At 67.8% G+C, this 16,148-nt stretch carries 17 protein-coding genes; 2 read left to right on the top strand and 15 right to left on the bottom strand.

Features of this window, described 5'->3' with window-relative positions; genetic code table 11:
* The 3 genes from SIDU_RS14365 to SIDU_RS14355 all read right to left on the bottom strand — a co-directional run bounded on the left by SIDU_RS14365 (position 1) and on the right by SIDU_RS14355 (position 1,786).
* Complete coding sequence (locus tag SIDU_RS14365; RefSeq protein WP_007686714.1) at positions 1-900, bottom strand: UTP--glucose-1-phosphate uridylyltransferase; 900 nt, start codon at positions 898-900, stop codon at positions 1-3.
* Between the two features lie 83 nt (positions 901-983).
* Complete coding sequence (locus SIDU_RS14360; protein ID WP_013038885.1) at positions 984-1,412, bottom strand: hypothetical protein; 429 nt, start codon at positions 1,410-1,412, stop codon at positions 984-986.
* A gap of 200 nt (positions 1,413-1,612) precedes the next feature.
* Positions 1,613-1,786 (bottom strand): DUF1674 domain-containing protein, encoded by a 174-nt coding sequence (locus SIDU_RS14355; protein ID WP_007686711.1) that lies wholly within the window; start codon positions 1,784-1,786, stop codon positions 1,613-1,615.
* A gap of 87 nt (positions 1,787-1,873) precedes the next feature.
* Between SIDU_RS14355 and htpX the strand changes: the two genes are divergently transcribed.
* Entirely contained in the window at positions 1,874-2,803 is a 930-nt protein-coding gene (gene htpX, locus SIDU_RS14350; protein ID WP_025771325.1) for a zinc metalloprotease HtpX, read from the top strand.
* A 49-nt stretch (positions 2,804-2,852) separates the two neighbouring features.
* Here the strand turns inward: htpX and SIDU_RS14345 are convergent, their stop codons facing one another.
* The 10 genes from SIDU_RS14345 to SIDU_RS14300 all read right to left on the bottom strand — a co-directional run bounded on the left by SIDU_RS14345 (position 2,853) and on the right by SIDU_RS14300 (position 13,293).
* Positions 2,853-4,619 carry a heparinase II/III family protein gene (locus SIDU_RS14345; protein WP_007686707.1) on the bottom strand — a complete coding sequence of 589 codons (1,767 nt, stop codon included), beginning with the start codon at positions 4,617-4,619 and terminating at the stop codon, positions 2,853-2,855.
* Entirely contained in the window at positions 4,616-5,278 is a 663-nt protein-coding gene (gene rpe, locus SIDU_RS14340) for a ribulose-phosphate 3-epimerase (RefSeq protein WP_007686706.1), read from the bottom strand. Before rpe ends, SIDU_RS14345 begins: the two co-directional genes overlap by 4 nt.
* 104 nt (positions 5,279-5,382) lie before the next feature.
* Positions 5,383-5,868 (bottom strand): hypothetical protein, encoded by a 486-nt coding sequence (locus tag SIDU_RS14335; RefSeq protein ID WP_007686705.1) that lies wholly within the window; start codon positions 5,866-5,868, stop codon positions 5,383-5,385.
* Positions 5,869-5,912: 44 nt separating this feature from the next.
* Positions 5,913-7,202 carry an RsmB/NOP family class I SAM-dependent RNA methyltransferase gene (locus tag SIDU_RS14330; protein ID WP_007686704.1) on the bottom strand — a complete coding sequence of 430 codons (1,290 nt, stop codon included), beginning with the start codon at positions 7,200-7,202 and terminating at the stop codon, positions 5,913-5,915.
* A gap of 79 nt (positions 7,203-7,281) precedes the next feature.
* Complete coding sequence (locus SIDU_RS14325; protein WP_073507162.1) at positions 7,282-8,517, bottom strand: murein hydrolase activator EnvC family protein; 1,236 nt, start codon at positions 8,515-8,517, stop codon at positions 7,282-7,284.
* A 269-nt stretch (positions 8,518-8,786) separates the two neighbouring features.
* Complete coding sequence (locus SIDU_RS14320) at positions 8,787-9,209, bottom strand: 23S rRNA (pseudouridine(1915)-N(3))-methyltransferase RlmH (RefSeq protein ID WP_007686702.1); 423 nt, start codon at positions 9,207-9,209, stop codon at positions 8,787-8,789.
* Between the two features lie 146 nt (positions 9,210-9,355).
* Entirely contained in the window at positions 9,356-9,745 is a 390-nt protein-coding gene (gene rsfS / locus SIDU_RS14315) for a ribosome silencing factor (protein ID WP_007686701.1), read from the bottom strand.
* Positions 9,746-9,757: 12 nt separating this feature from the next.
* Positions 9,758-10,390: a nicotinate-nucleotide adenylyltransferase gene (locus SIDU_RS14310; RefSeq protein ID WP_257787154.1), complete on the bottom strand. Its 633-nt coding sequence runs from the start codon at positions 10,388-10,390 to the stop codon at positions 9,758-9,760.
* A gap of 197 nt (positions 10,391-10,587) precedes the next feature.
* The gene (gene rmuC / locus SIDU_RS14305; RefSeq protein WP_007686697.1) at positions 10,588-12,021 is read right to left on the bottom strand and encodes a DNA recombination protein RmuC; all 1,434 of its coding nucleotides are present in this window, start codon (positions 12,019-12,021) and stop codon (positions 10,588-10,590) included.
* Between the two features lie 84 nt (positions 12,022-12,105).
* A complete protein-coding gene (locus tag SIDU_RS14300; RefSeq protein WP_007686695.1) occupies positions 12,106-13,293 on the bottom strand; it encodes an aminotransferase in 1,188 nt (395 codons plus the stop codon).
* A gap of 104 nt (positions 13,294-13,397) precedes the next feature.
* On the opposite strand from SIDU_RS14300, the gene SIDU_RS14295 reads away from it, so the two are divergent.
* Positions 13,398-13,658, top strand: coding sequence for a DUF6356 family protein (locus SIDU_RS14295; RefSeq protein ID WP_007686694.1), 261 nt, complete (start codon positions 13,398-13,400; stop codon positions 13,656-13,658).
* A 227-nt stretch (positions 13,659-13,885) separates the two neighbouring features.
* Here the strand turns inward: SIDU_RS14295 and guaA are convergent, their stop codons facing one another.
* Both guaA and SIDU_RS14285 read right to left on the bottom strand, forming a co-directional pair.
* Positions 13,886-15,445, bottom strand: coding sequence for a glutamine-hydrolyzing GMP synthase (gene guaA / locus SIDU_RS14290; protein ID WP_007686691.1), 1,560 nt, complete (start codon positions 15,443-15,445; stop codon positions 13,886-13,888).
* A 42-nt stretch (positions 15,446-15,487) separates the two neighbouring features.
* Positions 15,488-16,147, bottom strand: a complete 660-nt coding sequence (locus SIDU_RS14285; protein WP_007686689.1) for a YoaK family protein — start codon at positions 16,145-16,147, stop codon at positions 15,488-15,490.
* Between the last annotated feature and the right edge of the window lies 1 nt (position 16,148).

Below are 16,148 nucleotides of genomic sequence, written 5' to 3'. Positions count from 1 at the left end.
TCAGGCTGCGGCGGCGATCCCGCCGACGCCCAGTTCGGCCAGCGCGAACTTGCGGATATGCTCGCCCAGATCCTCGCGACCCAGCGCCAGGGCAAGGTTCGCCTCGATATAGCCCGCCTTCGATCCGCAGTCGAAACGCCGCCCGTCGAAGGTCACGCCATGGAAGGGCTGGGTGCCGATCATCGACGCCATGGCGTCGGTGAGCTGGATCTCGCCGCCCGCGCCCTTTTCCTGGGTCTCCAGGATCTTCATCACTTCGGGCTGGAGGATGTAGCGGCCCGGCAGGATCAGGTTGGATGGCGCCGTGCCCGGCGCGGGCTTTTCCACCAGCCCCCTCACCTCGGTGAGAGCGCCGTCGCGCCGGCCCGGATCGATCACGCCATAGCTCGGCGTGTCGGCCATCGGCACTTCCAGCGCGCAGACCAGATTGCCGCCGACCTTGTCATAGGCCTCGACCATCTGCTTCAGGCATCCCCGGCCCGGCGCGCCCTTCATGAATTCGTCGGGCAGCAGGATGGCGAAGGGTTCGTCCCCCACAATGTCCCGCGCGCACCATATGGCATGGCCCAGGCCCAGCGGCTCCTGCTGGCGCAGGAACACCGCATTGCCCGGCAACAGCCGCGTGCCGTCCAGCGCGGACAGATCCTTGCCCCGCTCGCGCTGCGTCGCCTCGGCCTCATAGGCCATGTCGAAATAATCTTCGATCGCGCCCTTGCCGCGGCCGGTGACGAAGATCATCTGCTCGATCCCCGCCTCCCGCGCTTCGTCGACCGCATATTGGATCAGCGGACGGTCCACCACCGGCAGCAGTTCCTTGGGCACCGACTTGGTCGCCGGCAGAAAGCGCGTGCCGAGACCCGCGACAGGGAAAACGGCTTTGCGAATCGGTTTGTAGGACATGAGGCTCCTGTTTCTTGGCTCGCGCGCAGAGAGAGTTGTCCCCTGCCGCATAAAGATCAAGCGTGGAAGATCACTTAACCCGTTCAGACAGCCAGCAGGCGCTGCGCCACCCTTTCGAGGGAAGCAATTTCCGCTTCGAGTTGCTCAAGCGAGACATGCGTCTGATTGTTCCGCGCATCGCGGCATGTGAAGCCGCCGGGCGCGGGCTGCTGAAAGCCGCCGATGATGAGCGACCGGAATCGGTCGATCCTCTGCATGTCGCGCTCTATATCCGCTATTTCCATCAGCGCGCCGGCATTGCGCCGGTCGCGCATCGACACCATGGTCCGCAATTCGGTCATCAGCTTCGTCATGCCCGGACGTGTCCGGGCGCCCACGGTCCGCACATCCCCCATGGCCTCCCGCATCATCGCGACCTTCGCCTCCAGGCTCTGTTCCAGCATCGTCCAGGCGCAGACCAGGCGACCCACCGCACATAGCAGCGCCGCATCCTCTGGCGCATAATCCGACACTGACCTTGGAATGACCTCAGCAACCACGTTCACTTCGTCCGCGCCCCGTTATCCTTCACGCTTTCCGCTCGAAGGGGAAACTGCCCGTTTTGCAGCGCGGAAGGCTAGGGGGGCGGGCGGGACCGCCCGCAGCAGCGGCACAGGCCATCGCCAACTGTGCCCAAACAGCGACGAGCCGTTGATCCTCCTCGGCGGCCGGATCAGAAATCGATAGCGATTCCCTTGCGTTCCCAGTCGCCATAGCGAACCGGGCTCAATTCCTCGTCATGGCGGGAAGGACTGTCGATCGGGTCGGGCTGCGGCACCGGCGGGCTCTTGGAAAGATGCGCGGGCGGCATCACATGCGCGGGGCGCTTGCCGTTGAAGGTTCCCATCGATCCATCCTTTCGATTGCGGGGGCGACATCGCCACCCCATATTCGGGCCTGGACGCTATCTGGGCCGTAGAGGAGATTTTCGCAAGTGAATGGGATGAAGACGGCGATGCTGTTGTCGGCGCTGACCGCGCTGTTCATGGCATTGGGCTATACGCTGGGCGGCAGCGGCGGCGCGGCGATCGCGTTGCTGGTCGCCGCGGGCATGAACCTGTTTACCTTCTGGAACGCCGACCGGATCGTGCTGTCGATGCACAATGCGCGGGAGGTGAATGCCCAGAGCGCGCCCGAATTCTATACCCTCGTCGCGGAGCTTGCCCGGCGCGCCGGCCTTCCCATGCCCCGCGTCTACCTGATCGACCAGCCGCATCCCAATGCCTTCGCGACCGGCCGCGACCCGGACCATGCCGCCGTCGCGGCCACCACGGGCCTGCTGTCGATGCTGAGCCGCGACGAAGTGGCGGGCGTCATGGCGCATGAGCTGGGCCATGTGCGCAATCGCGACACGCTGATCATGACGATGGTGGCGACCATTGCGGGCGCGATCTCCATGCTCGCCAATTTCGGCCTGTTCTTTCGCGGCGGCAATCAGGAAAACGGCCACGGCAATATCGCCGCGACCCTGCTGGCGGTGATCGTCGCGCCCTTCGCGGCCATGATCGTGCAGATGGCGATCAGCCGCACCCGCGAATATGGCGCCGACCGGGCCGGCGCGGAGATCAGCGGCAATCCCCGCGCCCTCGCCTCCGCCCTCGCCAAGATTTCCGGCCGGGCGGAAACGATCCCCAATCCGGTGGCGGAGCGCAATCCAGCCGCCGCGCAGCTCTACATCGTTCCGGTGCATGTGAGCGAGCTTTTCTCCACCCATCCGGCAACGGAAAAGCGCATCGCCGCGCTGGAGGAGATGGCGGGCGGCGCGCCCCTGCCGCGGCGCGCATCCGCCCTGTCCCCGGCCGTGTCCTCCGCCGCGCCCAAGGGCCGCAAATCGAACGCGCTCGATCCGCTACGCCGGGATTAGCAGCCGTCGGCAAGGGGCAGGGCAGGCGCCTTAGGCGGACTGTCGCACCCTAGCTCACCTTCTTCAGCAACCATCCCACGGTGGAGCCGCCCGGCAGGGCTTCGCTGATGACCGCCAACTGCCTAGTGCCATGGGGACGGCCCTCGGCATCCACCCACAGGCTTTCCTCTATCGCCAGCTTCCCCGCATTGGCGCGGAATTGCCAGGTCGCGCCCGTGTCGAGGCGCAGCAGCGCGCCCATGCCGTCGGCAGTGGGCGTGGGCTCCACGCCGGGGGCAAGGTGGAAACGGAGCTGGACGGGCAGCTTCACCGGCCTGCGGCGTCGCGCCGCGGGAGTCAGCATGTCCTCGCCGCGGATTTCCTTGCCGTCGCCGCTCATCAGCAACAGGCGGCGATGGACATAGCCCATGCGCCGCACATAGCCGTCATGGCTGAGGTCGAAACGGCTGCCGCTTTCCGTTTCCTGCCGGTTGATCTCCACCTCGGTCACGCCCTTGCCCAGTGTGCCGTCGGGCAGCAGCGCGGTGGAATTGCTGTCGTCCAGCACCAGCGTGCTGTGCGCCGCGGTGGTGCGCAGCCCCTGCGCCAGATCGCGGGGCATCCACGCGCCCTCCAGCGCGGCGCCGCCGCAATTGACGATCAGCCGTTGCTGCCCGTCGCTGATCTCTATCGCGCCGGTGGAGGCGCAACCCGCATCGGCCAGTTGGGCGACGGGCGGCGGCGCGGCGTCCACCTGCACCACCGTGCTGCCGGCGGCCAGCCGCTGATAACCCCAGCCAGTGGCCTGGCGCAGCGGGCGGGCGCGGACGCGGCTGGCGCGGACGACGGCCTCTATGGTCGCGGGATCGACGGCGCCCGCGCCCTGCCAGTTGCCCAGCCCGCCGTCGCCATGAGTCAGGCCCAGCAAAGCCGGAACCGCCCTTCCCAGGGCCTCCGTCAGGAAAGGGGGCGTCTGTTCGCGCCGCACCTCATAGACGGCGGCGACCATGGTCAGCAGCATGATCGCTTCCAACTGGTCCAGCGGGGAGCGCGAGATGATGCCGCCGTCGCCATGAAGGCCGCTGTCGAGCGCGCGCTTGAGGCCGGCTTCACCGAACAGCTTGCGCGCCGCGCCGCCGGGCAGCAGCATCGACGCCGCGACGATCCCGCCCCAGGCGACCAGGCGCGGCAGGCCGACCGGCGCCTTGTCCGCGCCGCGGTCCAGATGGCGGGCGGTGCGGGCGATGCAGTTCAGCACCAGAGAGCGATAGACGAGGTCGCTCGACGAGAGGATCAGCGGCGCATGGGCAGACCAGAACAGCAGGCGCCAGCCCGCATTGTCGGCGCGCCATGCCGGTTCGCTGGGCGTGTCGGCATGGGCGGCGAGCCATTTGCGCATCACCCCTTCGGCGATCGGCGCGGCCTGTTCGCGGGTCGCCACGGTCGCCAGGTCGCGCAGCCAGTGGAAGCCGTGCAGATAATCGGCGAAGCCCGCCGTCACGCCCGGATTGGCGAAGTCCAATTTGTCGAGGGGCATTTTCAGGCCCCGGAACAGGAAATAGCCGGCGCGGATCGCCTGGCCCGCATGGGCGTTGCCGGGGATCTCGTCATCGGGCACGGCGAGCAGCTTGAGCGGATATTTGCCCTTCAGCCGCCGGCCGTGGATCGGCGTCTTCCAGCTCAGCAGGTAGAAGCGATTGGCGATGCGCTGCGCCAGCGAAAGCCCCTTGTCATCCGCGATGCGGATGAGCCGCTTGCCCTGTTCGATCCCGTCCTCCGGGCCGGGTCCGGCCTCCTCGGGGGCGGAATGGGGGGGAAGGCGGCGGCGGTCGCTCACCCGCCGCGCAGCGTCCGAATATTGTCGGCATAGGCGGACGCGCCGCCCCGGAAGGTCGCGGTGCCCGCCACCAGCACGTCCGCGCCCGCCTCGATGGCGAGCGGCGCGGTCGTGAAGTCGATGCCGCCGTCGACCTGCAGGCGGATGTCGCGACCTGACTTCTCGATCATCTTGCGGATCGCCTCGATCTTGCGAAGCTGGTTGGCGATGAAGCTCTGCCCGCCGAAGCCGGGGTTGACGCTCATCACCAGGATCAGGTCGACATCGTCGATCAGGTAATCCAGCATCTTCGCCGGCGTGCCGGGATTGAGCACCACGCCGGCCTGCACGCCCAGCGACTTGATGTGCTGGATGGAGCGGTGGATATGCGGCCCGGCTTCGGGATGGACGGTCAATATGTCCGCGCCCGCCTCCGCAAAGGCGTTCAGATACTGGTCCACCGGGGAGATCATCAGGTGGACGTCGAACGGCTTTTTCGTGTGCGGGCGCAGCGCCTTCACCACGCCGGGGCCGATGGTGATGTTGGGCACGAAATGGCCGTCCATCACGTCGATATGGATCCAGTCGGCGCCGGCCTCGTCGATGGCGCGGACCTCCTCGCCCAGGCGGGCGAAATCGGCGGACAGGATGGATGGCGAGATCAGGATCGGGCTGGTCATTTGACCATCGGCCTTAGCCTTGGCCGAAGGTCAGGGCAACGCCCGATTAACGCTATCCACAGGCTTTTGGCCAGGGCTGTCGGCGGGCGGACTGGCCCTGTCCGTCAGGACAGGATGAACAGGGTAGGATCAAGGCGCGTCGACGGCCTGGAACCCTTGGGCAGGAACTGCTTGACGCCGTGCAGCGCAACCACCTGATTTCGCTGGATGACGGGCGCGGCTATCAGGCGCATGGCGCATTCGCCGCCGTCCGCCGGGCGGATGTCGACATCCACCGTGAAGCCGCGCCTGTGGCGGATCGCATAGGCGCGCAACCGCTCCATCGCGGCGCAGCTGTCGGGCGCGTAGAGCGACACGGCGAGCGGGCGGGGAACCGCCGTCCCGCGCTCCAGCCCGAAAATGTCATAGACCCCGTCCGTCCAGTTCAGGCTGTCGTCGCCCAGATCGCAATGCCACAGGCCCAGGCCGCGTTCCGCCAGCGCCCCGTCGTCGCGGGCGATCCGGTCGTCCAGCATCACCGGCGCCAGATGGTCACGCAACGCATAGAGCGGCCAGCTATGATTCAGGGGAAGGGGCTCGGTCGGGCGCAAGACAGGTCTTTCTGAATGCCGGATCGCACCATAGGGTTGCTTGGTTAAGGCTTGGTGGATCGTATCAGCCTTGCAACGAAAAAGCCATCCGTGCCGCCCTGCGCGGCAAGGATGTCGGGCAGGGTGCGGACCCAGCCTTGCGCCGTGGGCGCGATGCCGTCGGGCAGTTCGGCGGGCATGGCGGGCAGCGGGCCGAAATCCGGCCGGGCGTCCAGGAATCGGGCGACCTGATCCTCGCCCTCCGCCTGTTCGAGGGAACAGGTGGCGTAGACCAGCGTCCCGCCGGGCTTCAGCCATGCCGCGGCGCGGGCCAGCAGTTCGGCCTGGAGCTCGGCCATCTCCGCGATCTGGCGCGGGCCGATGCGGTGGAGCACGTCGGGATGGCGGCGGTAGATGCCTGTCGCAGTGCAGGGCGCGTCCAGCAGGACGGCGTCGGCCGGAGCTTCGGGTCGCCATGCGCGCAGGTCGTCCTGCACGATGGCGGCGGAAAGGCCGGTGCGGGCCAGGTTTTCGCTCAGTCGTTCGAGGCGCTTCTTCGACTGGTCGACCGCCGTCACGCGCCAGCCGGCGGCGGCAAGCTGCATCGTCTTGCCGCCGGGCGCGGCGCAGAGGTCAAGGACACAGCGCCCCTCTCCCGCGCCCAGCAGGCGCGCGGGGGTGGAGGCGGCCAGATCCTGCACCCACCAGGCGCCTTCGCCGAAGCCGGGAAGGTCCGGGATGACGGCGCCTTCGGGCAGGCGGACATGGCCGGGGGCAAGGCTCCGGCCGTTGAGCGCCTCGGCCCAATGCGCGGTCCGGGCGGGATCGCGCAGGCTGACGTCGACCGGCGGACGCTGGGCATAGGCGTGCGCGGCGGCCTGCGGCATGGCGTCGCCCCATTGCGCGGCCCATCGGCCGGCGGTCTCCGGCGGCAGGGCGGGGGGTGAGGGCAGCGTCGGATCGGCGCGGGTCAGCGTGCCGAAGACGCCATGCACCAGCTTGCGGGGGCCGCCATCGACCAGCGGCAGCGCTGTCGCGATCGCGGCGTGCGGCGCGGTGCCCAGCGCCAGCACCTGGATCAGGGCGATGCGCAGGACCATCCGCGCCTTCGCGTCGTGCGGCAGCGGCTGGCGCGTGGCGCCGTCGATCAGCGCGTCGAGATCGGGGAGGTGGCGCAGCGTCTCTGCCGCGATGGCATGGACCAGCGCCCTGTCGGCGGGAGCAAGCCCCTGCGCCGCGCCATGCAGCGCGAGTTCGAGCGGATCGCCGCGCCGAAGCACGGCGTCGAGCAGGCGCAGCGCCGCGCGACGGGCGGGGAGGCCGGGGACGTCCTGGGGGCGGGATGGGCGGGGCATGGAAAGCGCCTAGGGCAAAATGCGCGGGAAAGTAAGTTGTGTTCGGGGGTGGCCCGCGCCTTTGCAGGTCGCGGTCGGATCAGCCCGCGCCCACCAGCGGCACGATGTCCACGGGGCGGCCATTGCGCCGCAACTCGACCGTGATGCTGGGTCGCCCCGGACCGGCATTGCCCAGGGGATCGCCCTGCCGCACCACGTCCCCCACGGCGGCGTTGAGGCGCAGCAGCCCGGTGATCAGCGTCGTCCAGCCGCCGCCATGGTCGATGATGACGATCTGCCCATAGCCGCGATAAGGCCCGGCAAAGACGATGCGCCCCGCGGTCGGCGCCACCGCCAGGGCATCCGGGCGCGTGGCGATGGTCAGGCCCCGTGACCGGACGCCGCCTTCCGACACTTCGCCCATGCCCGTCACCAACTGGCCGACGACCGGCAGGCGATAGGGCGGCGGCGCGCCCAGGCTGCGCGGACGGGCCGGCGCCGGGGCGCGCGCCCGGTCGGGCCGCGCAGGGCGCGGCACGGGACCGGGCAGGGCGGCCAGCCGATCGCGCAGGTCGCCCGCCTCCTCCAGCCTGTCCATCAGGTCGACGATGTCGCGCGCCCGCTCCCCAAGGGCTAGGGCGCGGTCGCTTTCCAGATCGGCATTGGCCCTGTAATCCTGCGCCGCGAGCCGCTTTTGCGCTTCCAGCCTTTGCAGGGCGGCCTGCCGCTGCTTCAGGTCCTGCTGGCTTTGGGCGAGCGAATCCGCCGCCTGCTCGGCCGTGGCGCGCAGGGCGCGGCTGCGCTCGAGTTCCGCGCGCAGCCCGGCGGTCCGTTCCCGGATGACCGGCAGCACCTGCCCCAGCACGGCGCGCATATGGATGGCGTCGTCGATCGATCCCGGCTTGACCAGCGCCAGCGCCAGCGGCCGCTGCGCCATCATCTGCAAGGCCGCGGTCAGGCGGACGACAGGCTCCTGCCTGGCGGCCAGACGGGCGGCCTGCGCGCGCTGGAGCCGGGCGACGATGGCGATGCGGGCCTGCGCGGCCTGTATGTCCGCCTCCGCCTGCTGGATGCGGGCGGCCATGGCGGCGGCGCGGCGGCGGGCCTGGTCGGCTTCGCTGCGGGCGGCGGCGGCCTGCCGCTCCAGCCGTTCGGAACGCGACCGCGCTTCCTCCGACTGGCGGCGCGCGGTCTTCAGGGCGGCCTGTTCCTCATTGAGGCTGGTGCCGCCGGCGCCTGTCAGGATCACCGCCCGCCCATCGACGGCGGGCAGGCGCGATCCGGCCAGCGCCGCCGCGCCGGCAAGACATGCCGCGATGATCGCCGTCCGTCTCAACCCAAACCCCCCGCCGGCTTGGGACGCCGGCTATGCCTGACTAGGCGCAAACCCCGGCTCCTGTCGAGCGATGTCGGACCAGGGTGTGTGGGATTGAATTCAGGGCGCGGCGGAAATGGTGGATTTCGAGAACCTCGAAACGAGGCAGGTGCCTCGTTTCGACGCAGCCTAGTTCAGTATGTGAGCACCGGAAGCGCAGAAAGCCGCTATTTGCAGCCCGCCATGGGCTGAATCCCCCACACGCCCTGAAGAAGCATGGGGGCGGACATTCACCCCTCGCGATGATAGGGGTGCCCGGCCAGGATGGAGCAAGCCCGCCACAATTGCTCGGCCAGCATGGCGCGGGCCATCATATGGGGCCATGTCATCGCGCCGAAGGCGATCAGCAGGTCGGCATTGTCCCGCTCCGCATCGTCGAAGCCGTCGGCAGCGCCGATCAGGAAGCGGCATTCGCGCTTGCCGGAATCTCGCCAGCCCTCGATGCGGCGGGCGAAGTCGATGGAGCTGAGCTGCCGGCCCTTTTCATCCAGCATGACGGTGACGGTGCCCGGCGGGGCCGGCGGCAGCTTGCCGCCCCGATCGGGCAGTTCGGTGATCCTGAACGGCATGGTCAGCCGCCTGGCATAACGGTCGACCAGTTCCGCCTCTGGCGAGCGCCCGATCTTTCCGCGCGCGATGATGTGGAGGAGCATGGTCTGCCCCCTTAGAGCATCGTGCAGAAAAGCGGGAACAGGTTTTCTGCTTGAAACGATGCGACAACGGAAACTTGGACCGCGCGGCCTGCGTCCGATTTAGCGCAGCGCGCTCCAACAACTCAGGCCGCTTGTCGAAGGGCCGGTCAGGCGGTTCCCGCCACCGGCGCGTCGACGAAGCCCCACATCCGTTCCAGATTGTAGAAGCTGCGCACCTCCGGCCGGAACAGGTGGACGATCACGTCCCCGGCGTCGATCAGCACCCAATCGGCCACGGGCAGGCCCTCGACGCGGGCGGAACGCCCGGTCGCCTGCTTGATCCGCTCGGCCAGCTTCTGCGCCATCGACGCCACCTGACGGGACGAACGCCCGCTGGCGATCACCATGTGATCGGCGATGCTGCTCTTGCCTTCGAGGGGGATGGAGATGGTTTCCTGCGCCTGGTCGTCGTCAAGCGACTTCAAGACAAGGTCGTGCAGGGCGGCAACGCTGTCGGCATTATGAGCCGTGTCGTTGGCGGGATGCGGTCTGGTCAAAGATGCTCCATTCTAGACAATCAACCGGCGCGTGAGCGGGTCGCGCACGCGTGTGTGTTCATATTCGCGATGCCAGAGGGGGTCTGCCTGCCGCAGCAGGGTCGCCGATCTTGGATCAGGGCGAAAGCGCAGAAGCACAAGCGCCGGCGGTCTCCAATCCGTCCATGCTGCACTCTGGCGTGCGGGCCGGACGAAGCGCCGCAGCCAGCTCATGGCCGGTGAGCCACGGGCGGCCTCATCATAGCCGGGCCGGGCGATCACGGCAATGGGCATAATCCGGGCTATACCGCGCCAGTCCCTCCACTGGCCGAATTGGGCAAGATTGTCCGCCCCCATCAGCCAGATGAAGTGATGCCGCGGATAGCGGCGTCGCAAGGCTTTCACCGTGTCGATGGTGTATCGCGTGCGAAGCTGCGCCTCGATCGCCGTCGGCCGGATGAGGTTGCGCCGCGCGACTTTTCGGGCGCGGGCAAGGCGGGCGGGCAGGGGCGCCATGCCGGCCCTGGGCTTGAGCGGATTGCCCGGCGAGACCAGCCACCAGACTTCATCCAGCGCCAGCGCGTCGGCCGCGAACCGGGAAATGTCCCGATGCCCGTCATGCGCCGGATTGAAGGAGCCGCCAAGAAGGCCGATGCGTTTCATGATTCGCCCATGCCATCGGGCGGGGCCGGGAGCAAATGTCCTGCCGATGGATGATGCTTAGGTACCTATAGATAGACCAAGCGACAGATAGGCTCCCCGCCCCGTGCTCCTGCGAAGGCAGGAGCCAGTCCCCATGCCCGATCCCGACATCCCGCTCCACCCCGAAACAATTATCCGTCTAACATCATGCGCGGGTAAAGCTATTCCGCCGCATCCGGCAGCGCATCCGGCAAAGCCCGCACCGCCTCAGCCGAAGACGGTTCGCGGACCAGCGCCTCCACCGGCTCCAACTCCTCCAGTTCCTTGCCGCCCGTCTCGATGTTGAGGTCGCGCAGCTTGCGGCCCGTCACCAAAACGCGGCCCTCGAAGCTGCCGACGAAACTGTTGTAATCCGCCACGGCCCCGTTCAGCCGATTGCCCAGCTTCTTGAGCGACCCCGCCGCCCCGGCCAGTCGTTCGTACAGTTCCTTGCCCAGCATGCCGATTCGCTTGGCCTCGTCCGCCATCTTCTCCTGCCGCCACACCGCCGCGACGGTCCTGGCGATGGCGATCAGATTTGTCGGCGTCGCCAGCAGCACGCGCTTTGCGAAGGCATGGTCCCAAAGCTGCGGATCATGCTCCAGCGCGGCGGACAGGAAATGTTCGCCGGGCACGAACATGATCACATAATCGGGCGCATCGTCGAACTGTTCGGCATAGCTTTTCCGCCCCAGCGTCTCGACATGCGCCCGCATGGCGGCGGCGTGGGCGGACAGCAGCCGCTTCCGCTCTTCGTCCCCCTCCGCGCCATAGGCATCCTGATAGGCATTCAACGACACCTTGGCGTCAATCACCAGCGCCCGCCCGCCCGGCACGCGCAGGATCGCGTCGGGGCGCAGCCGGCCGTCCTCGCCCTCCACGCTCACCTCGGTCTGGAAATCCACATGTTCGGAAAGGCCGCATGTCTCCAGCACGTTTCGCAACTGCTGCTCGCCCCAGCGGCCGCGCGCCTTGGGCGCATGGCGCAGCGAATCGACCAGCCGCTGCGCCTCGGCGCGCACGGCTTCCTGCCCGGTCTTCATCGATTCGATCTCGCCGCGCAGGATGCCGTAGGCCTCCGTCCGCTGCTGCTCTATCTGGGTGATCTTCTGGTCGTAACGCTGGATCGTTTCGTTGACGGGATGCAGCAATTGCCTGAGCTGCGCCTCGCTTTTCTCATGCGCCTGCATCATGCGCTGGTCGGCGCGTTCCAGGAAATGGCTCTGCGCCTGGTGCAGCAGCTTGCCGCCGATCTCGCTGAACTGGGCCGAAAGCTGTTCCTTGGCGTCCTTGAGCGCGGCGATCTGCGCTTCGAAGGCTTCCGCCCGCGCCTGCGCGTCGGACCGCAAAGCCGCCAGTTCCCGCGCCGCCGCTTCCCGCCCGGCGCGCTCCGCCTCCAGCTTCCGCGCCAGGTCCGCCGCCTGCGCCGCGCGCTCCTGCGCCACCACCAGTTCCTGGATCGCCGCGTTGCGTTGCGTCGCCGCCATGTCGAGCTTGCCCGCCAGATCGGCCTTTTCCGCCAGCAGCGGCGCCATGGACCGGCCCTTCGCCAGCCAGCCGATCCCCAACCCCGCGACCAGGGCGACAATGACGAGAATGGCGGCCAGGCTGTCCATATATGCCCCTTTACAGAACGAAAGGTGAACCTAGCCGCATGACGTCACCGCCGCAAGCCGCATCAGTCGGTCGCTAGTCTCGCTTCAGATCAGGGAAGCGCGGAAAGCCGCCAGTCGCGCCACCGCTTCGTCCAATATCCCGTCCGCCTTGGAAAAGCAGAGGCGGACCAGGTGCGTCACGGGTTCAGCGGGATAGAAGGCGGAAATCGGGATCGCCGCCACGCCCGCTTCCTCGATGATCCGCTCGCAAAAGGCGACATCGTCCATGTCGATGCCGGAAGCGGGCAGGTCGACGGTCACGAACCATGTCGCCGCGCAGGCATTGACGACATAGCCCGCGCCGCGCAGCCCCGCGACGAGACGGTCGCGGGAAGCCTGATAGGCGCCCCGCATGGCGTCGAACCAGCTTTCCGGCCTGGCCAGCCCCTCGGCCACCGCCCATTGCAGGTGGGGCGGGGTGGTGAAGGTGATGAACTGGTGAGCGCGGGCAAGCAGCGTCGCAAGGGGCAGGGCGGCGCACATCCAGCCGACTTTCCAGCCGGTGAGGGAAAATATCTTGCCCGCCGAACCGATCTTCACCGTCCGATCCCGCATGCCGGGAAAGCCGATCAGTGGCCTGTGCGCGACGCCGTCATAGATGACATGCTCCCACACCTCGTCGCAAATGGCGATCAGGTCGTTTTCCACGCACAATTCCGCCAACAGCGCCAGTTCCTGTTCGCGCAGGGCGATGCCGGTCGGGTTCACCGGATTGTTCATCAGCAGCAGGCGCGTGTTTGGCGTGACCGCCGCCGCCAGCGCCTCTCGCCCGATCCGCCAGTCGGGCGGGGTGAGCCGCAGCACCCGCGCCACGCCGCCCGCCCGCTCGATCAGCGGCAGATAGGCGTCATAGAGCGGCGCCAGCACCAGCACTTCATCGCCGGGCCGGACCAGCGCCAGCAGACTGGCCGCAATCGTCTCCGTCGCGCCGGATGTGACGATCACCTCCTGCGGCGACAGGTCGATCCCCTGATGCCGCGCATAATGCGCCGCCACCGCCCCGCGCAGTTCGGCAAGGCCAGCCATGGGCGGATATTGATTGGACCGGGTCAGCAGCGCGTCGGCGGCGGCGCGCAATATCTCCTCCGGCCCCTGCGCGTCGGGAAAGCCTTGCCCCAGGTTGATCGCGCCCGTCTCCCGCGCCCGGCCGGACATTTTTTCGAAGATGGTGGTCGGCATGTCCCGATAGACGGGATGGCCCAGGGGGTCGCGTTCGCTCATGCCGGCCGACATGCCGGTTTTCGGGGCGAGGGGTCAAGTTCCGCGCAATCGGCCCTCTGCCGCCGCCCGCTTATGCCTTAGGGTGCGGCTTTGCCACGATCACGAGTAGAGCAGACATGATCGACCGCCTTTTCCTGAAACATCCCAGAGACGTCCATGAAAGCTATGGCGAGCATTTCGAGGTGGCGACGCGCTTCGGCTTCCTGATGGTGCGCGCGGGGCTGGCCTGCATGGTCCACGGGCTCGTCCCGGCTTTCTTCACCCGCACCGGCAGCGCGACGGTGAAGCGGCTGTACGACGAAATGCGGCAGCGCCAGCCGGACCTTCCGGAACCCGCCTATCTCAGCCCGAAATGGCGCCCGGAATATGAGATCTGAAGGCAAGCGGCGGAGCCCAAGGTCTCAAGGGCTACCGCTTGCAGAGCTGCTCCTGCCTTCGCAGGAGCACTCACTTCATCTTGCTGTCGCCCTGCAATCGCTGCGGCGGCTTGCGCCGCCGAGTAAATCGGATGACCGTCCCCCCGGACGGTCATTAATCCTGCCCGCGGCCGTTTACCCGGCCGAGTAAAGCCGGCGAATGTCCCCGGACATTCGCTATTTCGGCTTTACTCCCACTCGATCGTGCCCGGCGGCTTCGACGTATAGTCATAGACCACCCGGTTGATGCCCTTCACCTCATTGATGATCCGCGTCGCCACCCTGCTCAGGAAGGCGGCGTCGAACGGGTAGATGTCCGCCGTCATCCCGTCGGTGGAGGTCACCGCCCGCAGCGCGCAGACGCTGTCATAGGTGCGATAGTCGCCCATCACCCCCACCGTCCGCACCGGCAGCAGCACCGCGAAGGCCTGCCAGATCGCGTCGTACAGCCCGGCGTTCCGGATTTCCTCCAGATAGACGGCGTCGGCCTTCCGCAATATGTCGCACCGCTCCTTGCTCACCTCGCCGGGGATGCGGATCGCCAGGCCTGGACCGGGGAAGGGGTGCCGCCCGACGAAAATCTCCGGCAGGCCCAGTTCCCGGCCCAGCACGCGCACCTCGTCCTTGAACAGTTCGCGCAGCGGCTCGACCAGCTTCATGTTCATGCGTTCGGGCAGGCCGCCGACATTATGGTGCGACTTGATCGTCACCGAAGGCCCGCCCGTAAAGCTCACCGACTCGATCACGTCCGGATAGAGCGTGCCCTGCGCCAGGAAGTCCGCCCCGCCGATCTTCTTCGCTTCCTCCTCGAACACGGCAATGAACTCGCCGCCGATGAACTTGCGCTTCTTCTCCGGATCGGTCAGCCCCGCCAGCCCGCCCAGGAAGCGCTCCTCGGCGTTCACATGGACCAGCTTGATGCCATAATGCTCGCGGAACAGGCTGACGACCTGCTCCGCCTCGCCCAGCCGCATCAGCCCATGGTCCACAAACACGCAGGTCAACTGGTCGCCAATGGCTTCATGGATCAGCACGGCGGCCACCGCGCTGTCGACCCCGCCCGAAAGCCCGCAAATCACCCGGCCTTCGCCCACCTGCGCCCGGATGTCGGCGATCTTGGTGGCGCGGAATTCCGCCATGGTCCAGTCGCCCTTGAGGCCGCAGACATGCCGCACGAAATTGGCGAGCAGCTTCGCGCCGTCCGGCGTATGCACCACCTCCGGATGGAATTGCGTGGCGTAGAAACGCTTTTCCTCATTGGCGGTGATGGCATAGGGCGCGCCCTCGCTGACCGCCACCACCTCGAAACCAGGGGCAAGCCGCGTCACCTTGTCGCCATGGCTCATCCACACCTGATGCTTTTCGCCCTCGGCCCACAGGCCGTCGAACAGCGCGCAGCCCTTCTTCACCTCGATGAAGGCGCGGCCGAACTCGCCGCTCTCGCCCCCTTCGACATTGCCGCCCAACTGCTGCATCATCGTCTGCTGGCCATAGCATATGCCCAGCACGGGCACGCCCGCGTCGAAGAAATGCTGCGGGGCGCGGGGGCTGTCCTCCCACATGACGGAGGAGGGGCCGCCGGACAGGATGATGCCCTTGGGCTTCAGCCGCTCGAAGGCTTCGGCGGCGTTGTTGAAGGGCGCGATCTCGGAATAGACGCCCGCCTCGCGCACGCGGCGGGCGATGAGCTGCGTCACCTGGCTGCCGAAATCCACGATGAGGATGGAATCCTGAAGGGGCAGCGTCATCGAATCGCCTTTATATGTCCAGAGGAAGGGATTCGCGCCCGGTTAGTGCCCTTGACGTCCCTTGTCCAGCGGTCCCAGGCGGCCGCTCCACAGCAGCAACAGCCCGGAAAAGGCCACGGCGACCCACAGCGCATGCAGGCCCATCAGCGCAAAGAGGCCGCCCCCCGCCACAGCGCCCGCCACCAGCCCCAGCCACAGCAGCAGATAGGGCAGCCAGTTCCATCGCGGCCCGCCGCTCAGCGCCACCGCCAGTTGCTGTCCCAGCTTCACCAGCGCGCCGGTCATGTAGGTGACGCCGATGCTGACCTCGCCATCGCGCTGGAAGACGTTGTTCACCGCGCCCATCGCCGCCGTCATCAGCAGCGTCAGCCCCATGCCCGGCCCGTCCGGCAGGGCCAGCAGCGCGGCGCAGACCAGCAGCGCGGTCGAAAGGCCCAGCACCGCCTGCTTGCGCCAGCGCCCCGCCCGGCGCGCGACCAGCGCGCCCGCCAGCACGCCGCCGACAAAGGCCCCGATCAATCCCGCCGCCATCCCCGCGACCGCCGCGCCGCTGGCCAGCCCTACGCCCAGCCGCGTCGAATTGCCGCTCATGAAGGAAACGAAAAGCCCGCCGAGCTTCAGGAACCCCAGCGCGTCAATGAACCCCGCCTGCGCCGCCAGGCCGATGGCCAGCATGAGGCGGGAAGCATCATATCCGCGCATG

Origin of the sequence: Sphingobium indicum B90A, assembly GCF_000264945.2 — a bacterium.
GTDB classification, from domain to species: Bacteria; Pseudomonadota; Alphaproteobacteria; order Sphingomonadales; family Sphingomonadaceae; genus Sphingobium; species Sphingobium indicum.
Note: the sequence above shows the minus strand (reverse complement) of the source record. Positions and strands in the feature narration are given on the sequence as shown.

Coding starts and splice junctions, on each gene's coding strand:
- SIDU_RS14295 (WP_007686694.1), top strand. CDS start 13,398: ATGATCGACCGCCTTTTCCTGAAACATCCCAGAGACGTCCATGAAAGC.
- SIDU_RS14320 (WP_007686702.1), bottom strand. CDS start 9,209: ATGCTCCTCCACATCATCGCGCGCGGAAAGATCGGGCGCTCGCCAGAG.
- SIDU_RS14355 (WP_007686711.1), bottom strand. CDS start 1,786: ATGGGAACCTTCAACGGCAAGCGCCCCGCGCATGTGATGCCGCCCGCG.
- SIDU_RS14365 (WP_007686714.1), bottom strand. CDS start 900: ATGTCCTACAAACCGATTCGCAAAGCCGTTTTCCCTGTCGCGGGTCTC.
- SIDU_RS14285 (WP_007686689.1), bottom strand. CDS start 16,147: ATGCGCGGATATGATGCTTCCCGCCTCATGCTGGCCATCGGCCTGGCG.
- SIDU_RS14330 (WP_007686704.1), bottom strand. CDS start 7,202: ATGCCCCGCCCATCCCGCCCCCAGGACGTCCCCGGCCTCCCCGCCCGT.
- SIDU_RS14300 (WP_007686695.1), bottom strand. CDS start 13,293: ATGTCGGCCGGCATGAGCGAACGCGACCCCCTGGGCCATCCCGTCTAT.
- rpe (WP_007686706.1), bottom strand. CDS start 5,278: ATGACCAGCCCGATCCTGATCTCGCCATCCATCCTGTCCGCCGATTTC.
- rmuC (WP_007686697.1), bottom strand. CDS start 12,021: ATGGACAGCCTGGCCGCCATTCTCGTCATTGTCGCCCTGGTCGCGGGG.
- guaA (WP_007686691.1), bottom strand. CDS start 15,445: ATGACGCTGCCCCTTCAGGATTCCATCCTCATCGTGGATTTCGGCAGC.